We start from the raw sequence: 11,201 nt of genomic DNA, 5'->3' as shown, positions 1-11,201 counted from the left end.
TGCTGCCTGACGCCCCGGCGCTGTCGGATGACGCCATCGCGCAGCTGACCGACGCCGCGACGGACGTCGTGCTCGTCGATCCGCGTGCCCGCACGCTCGACCTGCTGCTGCCCGGATCCGCGCCCGCCGGCGTCGCACCGGGCGGCGTGGTGGCGCCGCAGTGCGACGTGTCCGATGCCGAGCGCGCCGGAGCGCTCGCGCCCGGCGCCACCTTCTCCCGCGGCGACTCCTCCGCAGAGGCGTGCTATCCCGCGGGCGACGGACACGGTCTCGTCATCGGGCCCCATACCGGGGGTGCCGGAGACAGCGGCCGCGTCTCGGCCGTCGACGGACGGGCGCTGTTCTCGAACGAGCACCTCGCCGACGACGGCAACGCCGCCCTCGCCGTGAACCTCATGGGGCGGCACCCGCTCGTCGTCTGGTACGTGCCCGGCCTCGGAGACACCGACATCGCGAACACCGATCCCTCGCTGGGCGAGCTCACCCCGCCATGGGTGAGTCCCGTGATCGTGCTGCTGCTGGTCGCCGGCATCGCCGCCGGCATCTGGCGCGGGCGCCGGTTCGGCCCGCTCGTGGCCGAGCGACTGCCCGTCACGGTGCGTGCGTGGGAGACGACCGAGGGCCGCGCACGCCTCTATGCCCGCTCGCGCGACGCGCTTCACGCGGCGGATCAGCTGCGCATCGGCGCGCTCGGACGCCTCGGCGGCCTGCTCGGCCTCGGTGCGGCAGCATCCGCTCCCGAGATCGCCGACGCGGCGGCCGGCCGCATCGGGCAGGATCGCGCTGCCGTCCGAGCCCTGCTGATCGACGAGATCCCCCAGAACGATGCCGACCTCGTCTCGCTGACCACCCGCCTTCGGCACCTCGAGAACGCCGTTCGCGCGGCCACCCGGCCGCCGACGGGCTCAGGAACCGCTCCGACACGATCAGGAACCGGAAGGAACCCGTGATGACCGATCCCTCCCCCGCCGCCCCGCCGGCGCCCGACGACGCCGCGCTGCGCGAGGCGATGAATCGCGTGCGACTCGAGGTGGGCAAGGCCGTGATCGGGCAGGACGGCACCGTGACGGGCCTGCTGATCGCGCTTCTCGCCCGCGGGCACGTGCTGCTCGAGGGCGTCCCCGGTGTCGCCAAGACGCTCCTCGTCCGGGCGTTCAGCACGGCGCTCGGACTGGACACCAAGCGCGTCCAGTTCACACCCGACCTGATGCCCGGCGATGTGTCGGGCTCGGTCGTCTACGACGCCAAGACGGGCGAGTTCGAGTTCCGCGAGGGGCCAGTGTTCACGAACATCGTGCTCGCCGACGAGATCAACCGCACCCCACCCAAGACTCAGGCGGCCTTGCTGGAGGCGATGGAGGAGCGGCAAATCTCCGCCGACGGGGTGACCCGCCCGCTTCCCGACCCGTTCCTCGTGGCCGCGACGCAGAACCCCATCGAGCACGAGGGCACCTACACGCTTCCGGAGGCGCAGTTGGACCGCTTCCTGCTCAAGCTCGTGGTCGAGGTGCCCGCCCGTGACGCCGAGCTGGCCGTGCTGCGCCGACACGCGAGTGGTTTCGACCCGCGCGACCTGGCCGCCGCCGGCCTGCAGCGGGCCGCGACCGCCGACGAGATCCGAGCGGCGCAGCGGGCTGCGGCATCCGTCACCGTCTCGGACGACGTGCTCGGCTACGTCGTCGACCTCGCCCAGGCCACGCGCCGCAGCCCGTCGGTGCAGCTCGGGGTGAGCCCCCGCGCCGCCACGGCGCTGCTCGCGGCGTCGAAGGCGTGGGCCTGGCTCGGCGGCTACCCGGCGATCACGCCCGACCACGTGCAGACGATGCTCGTTCCGACCTGGCGACACCGCATCCGGCTGCGCGCCGATGCCGAGCTCGAGGGCGTGTCGATCGACGCGGTGCTCGGCTCGGTGCTGCAGCAGACCCGCGTCCCCATCTAGGCATGTACATCACCGGCCGCCTTCCGCTGCTCCTGATCGTCGGAGCCGTGCCCGTCGTGCTGCTCTCGACGGCCGGCGTCGACGCGTGGCTCGCGACCGCGGGATGGGTCCTGCTGTGCCTCCTGGCCGCGATCGGCGATGCATGGGCGGCCCCGTCGCCACGCGCGATCTCGGTGCGGCGGCGTGTGCCGACGCGCGTGCTGCTCGGTCAGCCGGTGCTCTCCGATGTCGTCCTGCGCAACGGCGCCGGCCGGACGGTGCGCGGGCGCTTCCGGGATGCCTGGCAGCCGACCGCGGGCGCACCGGCCGAACGGATGGACTTCGTCCTTCCTGCGGGCGAGAGCCGGACCTTCGGCATCCCTCTCCTCCCTCGCCGCCGCGGTGAGCTGACGACCGCCTTCGTGGTCGTGCGCTCCGACGGTCCGCTGCGCCTCGCGGGTCGCCAGGCACGCCTCGACGCCGCGGGCTCGATCCGCGTGCTTCCGCCGTTCACCGCCCGCCGGCACCTTCCCTCACGCCTCGCCCGGCTGCGCGAGCTCGACGGCAACACCAGCGTGCAGGTGCGCGGACAGGGGACGGAGTTCGACAGCCTGCGCGAGTACGTGCGCGGCGACGACGTCCGCTCGATCGACTGGCGCGCCACCGCGCGGGCCGGCACCACCATGCTGCGCACCTGGCGGCCCGAGCGCGACCGGCACGTGGTGATCGTGATCGACACCGGCCGCACGGCGGCGGCACGCGTCGGCGACGGCGTGCGGATGGATGCCGCGATGGAGGCGGCCCTGCTGCTCGCCGCACTCGCGGCCCGCGCCGGCGACCACGTGCACCTGCTCATGTTCGACCGCGCCACGCGAGCCCGTGTCACCCGCGTCGACGGACCGGGTCTGCTGCCGGCTCTCGTCGATGCGATGGCGCCCGTCGAGCCCCAGCTGATCGACACCGACTGGGATGCGGCGTTCGCGCAGCTGCGCGCGTTCGCCTCGCGCCCCTCGCTCGTGGTGCTGCTCACCGCACAGGACGCGGCCGAGGCCGCGCGCGGCTTCCTGGGGTCCCTCCCCGCGCTGACGCGCAGCTCCCACGTGCTGGTCGGGACCGTGACCGACGAGAGGGCGGCACTTCCCGAACGGCCCGACGCCGCCGATGCCTACCGGGCGGCCGCCGCCGAGCGCAGCGAGCGCGACGCGGCGATCGTCGCCGCCGCCATCGGACGGGCAGGCGCCGAAGCGATCGCCGACACGCCCGAGGCGCTGCCGCCCCGCATCGCCGATCGTTATCTCGCCCTCAAGGCGGCCGGGCTGCTCTGACCCCCGGCGTCGCTTCGGCATCCGGGAACCTGATTCTCGGCACCCGATGCCTGGACATCCGGGGAGATCCTCTGTCGCTGGTGGCAATGATGAACACTCCGCCCCACTTTCCTGGGAATTCGCTGAGTCTGCCGGTACTCTCGCGACGAGGAAAGGAGTCCGCCATGCCGGATACCACCAATCAGCCGACTACGGCCACCAAGCTCGTCGCGGAGGCCCTGGGAACTTTTCTGCTCGTGTTCGGAGGCGTCGGCACGGCGCTGTTCGCCGCCACCTTCCCCGCGGACGGCGAGGGGAACCCGCTCGGCGTCGGCTTCGTCGGCGTCGCACTGGCATTCGGTCTGACCGTGCTCGTCGGCGCGTACGCGTGGGGCCCGATCTCGGGCGGCCACTTCAACCCCGCCATCACCCTCGGACTGGCGGCGTCGGGTCGGTTCGCGTGGAAGGACAGCGTCGGCTACATCATCGCCCAGCTGATCGGCGGCGCGCTGGCCACCACGATCATCGTCCTCATCGGCCTCTTCGGCCCCGGCGACTGGCTCGCCAATGCGCAGGACGGCGGCTTCGCGTCCAACGGCTTCGGCGAGCTCTCACCGGGCGGGTTCGGACTCGGCGCGGCGATCGTGGCAGAGATCCTGCTCACGGCCGTCTTCGTCCTGATCATCCTCGGAGTCACGCACACCACTCGCGGCACCGCGGCCCTCGCGCCCCTGGCGATCGGCCTGACGCTGACCCTCATCCACCTGATCTCGATCCCGATCGACAACACGTCGGTCAACCCTGCCCGCTCGATCGCCGCCGCGATCTACGGCGGTGTCGGCCCGCTGTCGCAGGTGTGGGTGTTCATCGTCTTCCCGATCATCGGCGGAGTCCTCGCCGGCTTCCTGCACCGCGCCCTTTTCGAGCCGCGCGTCGCGCCGCCCGCTCAGGAAGAGGCTCGCGTCCCCGACGCGCGCTGAGCTCGCCTTCACACGCGCAACAGATCAACCGGCCTTCCGCAGGAGGCCCGGTCCGCTGGACCTCCTGTTCGCGGCCGGTTGACCTGTGGACGGCAGCCATCGGCGACGACCGCAGCGGATGCCGCGACCACTGCAACGACAGAGCGGCCCACCCCGATGGGGTGGGCCGCTCTCGTGCGTGGTCAGACCAGATCGAAGCGATCCAGCTCGGTGACCTTGCCCCACGCCTCGACGAAGTCGCGCACGAACTTCTCGTTCGCGTCGTCGCTGGCGTAGACCTCGGCCACAGCGCGCAGCTCGGAGTTCGAGCCGAACAGAAGGTCGACGCGGGTGCCGCGCCCGAGGACCTCGCCGCTGCCGTCGTCGGTCGCCTCGAACGCCTGCGAGCCCGGGTCCAGCGGCTTCCAGGTCTTGCCGAGGTCGAGCAGGTTGACGAAGAAGTCGTTCGTCAGCACGCCCGGCCGGTCGGTGAGGACGCCGTACTGCGAGCCGTCCCAGTTCGCGCCGAGTGCGCGCAGACCGCCGACGAGCACCGTCATCTCGGGCGCGCTGAGGGTCAGCAGGTTCGCCTTGTCGATGAGGTGGTGCTCCTGCGGCAGGAACGCCTTCGGACCGTAGTAGTTGCGGAAGCCGTCGGCCACCGGCTCGAGGAAGTGGAACGACTCGAGGTCGGTCTGCTCCTGCGTCGCGTCGGTGCGGCCGGGGTGGAAGACCACCTCGGCGTCGACGCCCGCGGCCTTGGCTGCCTGCTCGACCGCCGCGTTGCCCGCGAGCACGATGAGGTCGGCCAGCGACACCTTCTTGCCGTCGGTGCGGCCCTCGTTGAACGAGGCCTGGATGCCCTCGAGCGCCGACAGCACGGTGGCCAGCTCGGTGGGGCGGTTGACCTGCCAGTCCTTCTGGGGCTCGAGGCGGATGCGGGCGCCGTTGACGCCGCCGCGCTTGTCGCTCCCGCGGAAGGTGGATGCCGCGGCCCACGTCGTCGAGACGAGCTGGGTCGTGGTGAGGCCGGCGCCCAGGATCTGCGCCTTGAGGGCGGCAGCGTCGTCGGCGTCGATGAGCTCGTGGTCGACCGCGGGGACGCGGTCCTGCCAGATGAGCGCCTCCTCGGGGACCTCGGCGCCCAGGTAGCGCTCGATCGGACCCATGTCGCGATGGGTCAGCTTGAACCATGCGCGCGCGAAGGCGTCGGCGAACTCCTCCGGGTGCTCGAGGAAGCGGCGCGTGATCTTCGCGTACTCGGGGTCGGTGCGCAGCGCGATGTCGCTCGTGAGCATGCGGGGCTCACGGCGCTGCGACGGGTCGTGCGCCAGCGGCACCATGTCGGCGCCGGCACCGTGCTTCGGACGCCACTGGTGGCCGCCCGCCGGGCTCTCCATGAGCTCCCACTCGTACGCGTACAGGATGTGCAGGAACTCGTTGTCCCAGCGCGTGGGGTGGTAGGTCCACGTCACCTCGAGGCCCGACGTGATCGTGTCGTCGCCCTTGCCCGAGGCGTGGTTGTTCTTCCAGCCCAGACCCTGCTCCTCGAGACCGGCGGCCTCGGGATTGGCTTCGACGTTGGTGTCGGGGGCGGCGCCATGGGTCTTGCCGAAGGTGTGTCCACCCGCGATCAGCGCGACCGTCTCCTCGTCGTTCATGGCCATGCGGCCGAACGTCTCGCGGATGTCGCGAGCCGAGGCCAGCGGGTCGGGGTTGCCGTTCGGGCCCTCCGGGTTGACGTAGATGAGGCCCATCTGCACGGCGGCCAGCGGCCTCTCGAGCTCGCGGTCGCCCGAATAGCGGTCGTCGCCGAGCCACTCGGTCTCAGGGCCCCAGTACACGTCGTCGTCCGGCTCCCACACGTCGGCGCGGCCGCCGGCGTAGCCGAGGGTCTTGAAGCCCATCGACTCGAGCGCGACGTTGCCGGCGAGGATGATGAGGTCGGCCCACGAGAGGCTCTGGCCGTACTTCTTCTTGACGGGCCAGAGGATCCGGCGCGCCTTGTCGAGGTTGACGTTGTCGGGCCAGCTGTTCAGCGGGGCGAAGCGCTGCTGTCCCGCACCGCCACCACCGCGGCCGTCGGTGATCCGGTAGGTGCCCGCGCTGTGCCAGGCCATGCGGATCATGAGGGGGCCGTAGTGGCCGAAATCGGCCGGCCACCAGGGCTGCGACGTCGTGAGGGTGGACTCGATGTCCTTCTTCACCTCAGCCAGGTCGAGCGTCTCGAAGGCGGCGCGGTAGTCGAAGTCCTCGCCGAGCGGGTTGGCGACGGCGGGGTTCTTCGCCAGGATCTTGAGGTTCAGCTGGTTCGGCCACCACACGCGGTTCGCGCTGCCGGTGGTCGGGTGAGGCTGTCCGCCGTGGATGACGGGGCACGCGTCCGCGTCGTTCGGGCGCGGACGGGTCTCGCCGTCGGCGCGCTCGTCGACGGGAGTGTCGATCGGGGTCACGGCCTGGTCGGCGCCGCTCACCTCTTCGCCGATCTCGGGGATCGTTTCGTTGCTGTCAGTCATGTCGTCCTTCCTTGACAGTTGGTCTGAGTTCGAGAGAGATCAGGCGGAGCCGGATGCCGCGACCGCTGATGCTCGACGCGTCGCTGAATCGCATCGTGCGCACACGCCCCAGAACGTCACCTCGGCGGCGTGCACGACGAAGCCGTGCGTGTCGGACGGCGTCAGGCACGGGGCATCCCCCACCACGCAGTCGACATCGACGACGGCGCCGCACTCGGAGCACACCAGGTGGTGATGGTTGTCGTCGACACGCAGCTCGAAGAGGCCGGGACGGCCGGCGGGCTCGATGCGCCGCACCAGCCCTGCGTCGACGAAGTCGCCCAGTGCGTTGTACACGGACTGCAGGCTGGTGCCGGGAACGGCGCGTGCGACGAGCTCGAACAGCTCCTCGGCGCAGGCGTGCGGCCGATGCCCGAGGGCGTCGACGACCGCTCGCCGGGAGTCCGTGACCCGCAGGCCTACGCCCCGCAGTCGCTCCGTCGCGTCGACCGCATCGGTGTCGATCGCGGGGGTGGTCGTCATGCCGTCCAGTCTACGCTTGTTTTGAGTCATTCAAAAAAACGACCGGGCAGTCTGTCCTTGGCGTACGCCGACGCACCGGTGACCCGTACGTGCAGTGCGTGGGTACGAGAGGGAATGGCGAGGTGCGCCTCAGCCGGCGACGAGCGTGGGCGTTCCCGCCTCGTACTCCGTGAGGTCGCCGGTCTCGCCGAGCCGCTGCGCGCGGCGGCCGACGACCACCATGTAGAACACGAAGAGCCCCAGCGCCGCCGCGCCGATGCCGATCTTCAGCGGCCACGGCCAGGGCTGCGCCGTCACGAACCCTTCGATGAGGCCGGCCACACCGAGCACGAGCACGAGACCGATGGCGATCGTCGCGAGGGAGCGACCGGCCGCGGCGAGTGCGTCGCCGCGCCTGCGCGGCCCGGGGGCCACCCACGCCCAGAAGATCTGGAGTCCCGCCGCGCCGGCCACGAAGATGCAGGTCAGTTCGAGAAGCCCGTGCGGAAGGATGTACAGCACGAACACATCCGTGCGGTCGAAGGCGGTCATGACCGCCGCCGCCGTGCCCACCCCGACCGCGTTCTGGACGAGCACCATGACCGGCCAGATCCCGGTGACCCCGAACAGCACGCACTGCGCGGCGATCCACGCGTTGTTCGTCCAGACCGTGCCCGCGAACACCGCAGCCGGATTCTCGCTGTAGTACTCGGTGAACTCGTTCTGGGCGTACTGCTCGAGCTGTGCACGGCTTCCGAGGCTCGCGACCAGCGCGGGGTCTCGCGATACCCACAGCGCGACGACGGTGCCCACCGCGACGAAGGCGAGGGCGATGGCGAGGGTCGCCCACCGCACCCGGTACAGGGCAGCAGGCAGCTGCAGCACGAAGAACCGCGGGATCTGCCGCAGCACGTTCTCAGGGGCGCCGGTCAGTCGCAGTCGCGCCCTGGCCAGCATGGTCGAGATGTGGTCGCCCTGCACGCTCCGGCCCGCCGAGGTCTTCGCGTCGGCGAGGTCGGCGGACGCGGCCCGGTACCGGCTCACCAGCTCGTCGATCTCGGCTCCCGACAGATGACGGGTGCGGCTGAGCTCGTCCAGTCGCGCCCACTCTTCGCGCCGGGCAGCGGTGAGCGCGTCGAGATCCATGCGATTTACTGTAGCCATGCCCGCTGACCGACCCGCGATCATCGACATCCATCAGGACGAGGTGCTCACCGGCGAGGCCGTCGCCCTGGACGTCCAGCCGCTGGGCTTCTTCATGCGCGCTCTCGGCGTGCTGATCGACATGCTGCTCGGCATCGCCGTGCTGGTGCTTTTCGCACTCGTGACGTCGTGGCTCGTCGGGCTCGGCATCGTTGATGACGCCGTCTTCCCGATCCTCGCGATCGTCGTCATCGTGCTCGTGACCGTCATCGTCCCCACCGTCGTCGAGACCACGACTCGCGGCCGCAGCCTCGGGCGGCTCGCCGTGGGCGGCCGCATCGTGCGCACGGACGGCGGCGCGGCGGGCTTCCGGCACGCGTTCATCCGCGCCCTCGTCGGCGTGTTCGAACTGTGGTTCACACTCGGGTCGGTGGCGGCCCTCGTGGGTGCGTTCACCCCGCGCTCGCAGCGGCTGGGCGACCTCATCGCGGGAACCTACTCCGAACGCACGCGCACTCCGAAGCTGCCGGATCCCGCGCTCGGGGTCCCGCCTACCCTCGCCGAGTGGGCGGCGGTCGCCGACGTCGGGCGCCTGCCGGAGCGGCTGTCGCGGCGACTGGCGCAGTTCGCCCGGTCGGCGACGAACATGGAGCCCTCCGCGCGGGCGCGACTGGCGGCATCCCTCGCCGGTGAAGCCGCTGCGCACGTCTCACCGGTGCCCGCCGTCGAGCCCGAGACGTTCCTCATCGCCGTGGTCGCCGTGCGGCGCGAGCGCGAGCTGCGCGCCCTCCAGCTCGAGACGGCGCGCGCCGACGCCCTCACCGCCGCGGTGTCGGCGCCGCCCCGCGGCTTCCCCGACCGCTGAGCCCGAGAAGAACGCGGTAGGCCGGGATCAGTAGCGGTAGTGGTCGAGCTTGTACGGCCCGTCGACGGGCACGCCGATGTACGCGGCCTGCTCGTCGGTGAGGGTCGTGAGCTCGACACCCAGCGCCGCGAGGTGCAGGCGTGCGACCTTCTCATCGAGCGCCTTGGGCAGGGTGTAGACGCCGATCGGATACTCGTCGCGCTTGGTGAACAGCTCGATCTGGGCGAGCACCTGGTTCGTGAACGACGCGCTCATGACGAACGACGGATGTCCCGTGGCGTTTCCGAGGTTCATCAGTCGCCCCTCGCTGAGAACCAGCACGCTGCGCCCGGTGGGCAGACGCCACTCATGCACCTGCGGCTTGATCTCGATCCGCTCCGTTCCCGGGATCGCGGCGAGACCGGCCATGTCGATCTCGTCGTCGAAGTGGCCGACGTTGGCGACGATCGCCAGGTGCTTGAGTGCGAGCAGATGATCGGCCGTCACGACACGCGTGTTGCCGGTGCCCGTCACGATGATGTCGACCTGACCGGCGAGATCATCGAGGCGTGCGACCTGGAAGCCGTCCATCGCCGCCTGCAGCGCGCAGATCGGGTCGACCTCGCCCACGATCACGCGCGCGCCCTGCCCGCGGAGCGCCTCCGCGGCGCCCTTTCCGACGTCGCCGTAGCCGGCGACGAAGACGACCTTGCCGCCCATCAGCACGTCGGTGGCGCGGTTCAGGCCGTCGGGAAGCGAATGGCGGATGCCGTAGGTGTTGTCGAACTTGGACTTCGTGACCGAGTCGTTCACGTTGATCGCGGGGAAGAGCAGTCCCCCGGATGCCGCGAGCTCGTACAGACGGTGGACGCCCGTGGTGGTCTCTTCCGTGACTCCGAGCAGATCGTCCGCCATGCGCGTGAAGCGCTGCGGGTCGCGGGCGAACGAGGCGCGCAGCGTGTCGAGGACGATCCGGTACTCGGCCGAGTCTTCGGCCGCGGCATCCGGAACTGACCCCGCCCTCTCGAATTCGACCCCCTTGTGGACGAGCAGGGTCGCGTCACCGCCGTCGTCGAGGATCATGTTGGGGCCGTCGAAGCCCTCGGCCGACCAGTCGAAGATGCGGTCCGCGAGGCGCCAGTACTCCTCGAGGGTCTCGCCTTTCCACGCGAACACCGACACGCCCGCCGGGGCGTCCACCGTGCCGGTCGGACCGACGACGACCGCCGCGGCAGCCTCGTCCTGCGTGGAGAAGATGTTGCAGCTCGCCCACCGCACCTGCGCGCCGAGGGCCACGAGCGTCTCGATGAGCACCGCGGTCTGCACGGTCATGTGCAGCGACCCGGCGATGCGGGCGCCCTTCAGCGGCTGCGACGGACCGAACTCCTCGCGCAGCGCCATGAGCCCGGGCATCTCGTTCTCGGCCAGGCGCAGCTGATGGCGGCCCGCCTCGGCGAGCGACAGGTCTGCGACCTCGAACTCGAGCCGTTCGGCCGACTCGGTGGCCGAAGTGGCGGGCATGGCGACGGGCGTGTGGATCGGCATCCGCCCATTCTCCCACGCCGCCCCTGGACGACGGGTGTGTCAGGCGCGCATGGTCTCGTGCCGCACCACGACCCATCCCTTGGGCACCGAGAGGCGGTCGGTGTGGATCGCACAGAGGTCGTGCGCGTGGGGATCTCCCCCCGCTCCGAGCGGACCCAGCGCCGCCATCTGGTCGCCGTAGTCGTAGGTGAGTGTCGACACCGCCTCACGGGCACAGCCGACCTTGGAGCAGAGTCTCTCGCGCATCGGGTCGACGCTACCCCTCCCCCGGCGGCCCCGACGGATGCCGCGCCGCGCTCGACCCGTCGCGGCCTCCCCCGGCGGTCCCGACGGATGCCGCGCCGCGCTCGACCCGTCGCGAACGGTCGCTCGGGCGCCCGCCGAGCCGTCGCGAACGGTCGCTCCGAATCATCGAACCGTCGCGAACGGCCGTGCGCACGCACCGGCGGCGGCCATTCGCGACGTCTCGAT

Annotated in this window: 10 protein-coding genes; 5 read left to right on the top strand and 5 right to left on the bottom strand. The window is 71.1% G+C overall.

The genetic code is table 11. The features are described 5' to 3' along the window. The 4 genes from WYM_RS22040 to aqpZ form a co-directional block, all read left to right on the top strand. A partial coding sequence (locus WYM_RS22040) for a DUF4350 domain-containing protein (protein ID WP_019182337.1) occupies positions 1-950 on the top strand: 950 nt, incomplete at its 5' end. Next, complete coding sequence (locus WYM_RS18500) at positions 950-1,939, top strand: AAA family ATPase (protein WP_019182336.1); 990 nt, start codon at positions 950-952, stop codon at positions 1,937-1,939. The genes WYM_RS22040 and WYM_RS18500, both read left to right, overlap by 1 nt. 2 nt (positions 1,940-1,941) lie before the next feature. After that, positions 1,942-3,243, top strand: coding sequence for a DUF58 domain-containing protein (locus WYM_RS18495; protein ID WP_019182335.1), 1,302 nt, complete (start codon positions 1,942-1,944; stop codon positions 3,241-3,243). Between the two features lie 164 nt (positions 3,244-3,407). Further along, positions 3,408-4,202 carry an aquaporin Z gene (aqpZ, locus tag WYM_RS18490; protein ID WP_019182334.1) on the top strand — a complete coding sequence of 265 codons (795 nt, stop codon included), beginning with the start codon at positions 3,408-3,410 and terminating at the stop codon, positions 4,200-4,202. A 182-nt stretch (positions 4,203-4,384) separates the two neighbouring features. On the opposite strand, the gene katG is transcribed toward aqpZ, so the two are convergent. The 3 genes from katG to WYM_RS18475 form a co-directional block, all read right to left on the bottom strand. Next, positions 4,385-6,697, bottom strand: a complete 2,313-nt coding sequence (gene katG / locus WYM_RS18485) for a catalase/peroxidase HPI (protein WP_019182333.1) — start codon at positions 6,695-6,697, stop codon at positions 4,385-4,387. Between the two features lie 39 nt (positions 6,698-6,736). Beyond that, positions 6,737-7,219, bottom strand: coding sequence for a Fur family transcriptional regulator (locus WYM_RS18480; RefSeq protein ID WP_019182332.1), 483 nt, complete (start codon positions 7,217-7,219; stop codon positions 6,737-6,739). 129 nt (positions 7,220-7,348) lie between these two features. Beyond that, positions 7,349-8,344 carry a stage II sporulation protein M gene (locus WYM_RS18475; RefSeq protein ID WP_019182331.1) on the bottom strand — a complete coding sequence of 332 codons (996 nt, stop codon included), beginning with the start codon at positions 8,342-8,344 and terminating at the stop codon, positions 7,349-7,351. 16 nt (positions 8,345-8,360) lie between these two features. Here WYM_RS18475 and WYM_RS18470 point away from each other — a divergent pair, with 16 nt between their 5' ends. Beyond that, positions 8,361-9,206: an RDD family protein gene (locus tag WYM_RS18470; protein ID WP_019182330.1), complete on the top strand. Its 846-nt coding sequence runs from the start codon at positions 8,361-8,363 to the stop codon at positions 9,204-9,206. A gap of 27 nt (positions 9,207-9,233) precedes the next feature. Here WYM_RS18470 and ahcY read toward each other — a convergent pair whose 3' ends face one another. Both ahcY and WYM_RS18460 read right to left on the bottom strand, forming a co-directional pair. Beyond that, entirely contained in the window at positions 9,234-10,730 is a 1,497-nt protein-coding gene (ahcY, locus tag WYM_RS18465; protein ID WP_019182329.1) for an adenosylhomocysteinase, read from the bottom strand. Between the two features lie 39 nt (positions 10,731-10,769). Continuing rightward, positions 10,770-10,976, bottom strand: coding sequence for a DUF3499 family protein (locus tag WYM_RS18460; RefSeq protein ID WP_019182328.1), 207 nt, complete (start codon positions 10,974-10,976; stop codon positions 10,770-10,772). Between the last annotated feature and the right edge of the window lie 225 nt (positions 10,977-11,201).

The organism is Microbacterium yannicii PS01 (genome assembly GCF_000304335.1).
In the GTDB taxonomy this organism is placed as follows: domain Bacteria; phylum Actinomycetota; class Actinomycetes; order Actinomycetales; family Microbacteriaceae; genus Microbacterium; species Microbacterium yannicii_A.
The sequence above is the reverse complement of the archived record's forward strand: the minus strand, read 5'-3'. Positions and strand labels throughout refer to the sequence as shown.

Excerpts from the sequence above, each read along its gene's own strand:
- katG (WP_019182333.1), bottom strand. The coding sequence starts at position 6,697 with ATGACTGACAGCAACGAAACGATCCCCGAGATCGGCGAAGAGGTGAGC.
- WYM_RS18495 (WP_019182335.1), top strand. The coding sequence starts at position 1,942 with ATGTACATCACCGGCCGCCTTCCGCTGCTCCTGATCGTCGGAGCCGTG.
- aqpZ (WP_019182334.1), top strand. The coding sequence starts at position 3,408 with ATGCCGGATACCACCAATCAGCCGACTACGGCCACCAAGCTCGTCGCG.
- ahcY (WP_019182329.1), bottom strand. The coding sequence starts at position 10,730 with ATGCCGATCCACACGCCCGTCGCCATGCCCGCCACTTCGGCCACCGAG.
- WYM_RS18500 (WP_019182336.1), top strand. The coding sequence starts at position 950 with ATGACCGATCCCTCCCCCGCCGCCCCGCCGGCGCCCGACGACGCCGCG.
- WYM_RS18475 (WP_019182331.1), bottom strand. The coding sequence starts at position 8,344 with ATGGATCTCGACGCGCTCACCGCTGCCCGGCGCGAAGAGTGGGCGCGA.
- WYM_RS18480 (WP_019182332.1), bottom strand. The coding sequence starts at position 7,219 with ATGACGACCACCCCCGCGATCGACACCGATGCGGTCGACGCGACGGAG.
- WYM_RS18470 (WP_019182330.1), top strand. The coding sequence starts at position 8,361 with ATGCCCGCTGACCGACCCGCGATCATCGACATCCATCAGGACGAGGTG.
- WYM_RS18460 (WP_019182328.1), bottom strand. The coding sequence starts at position 10,976 with ATGCGCGAGAGACTCTGCTCCAAGGTCGGCTGTGCCCGTGAGGCGGTG.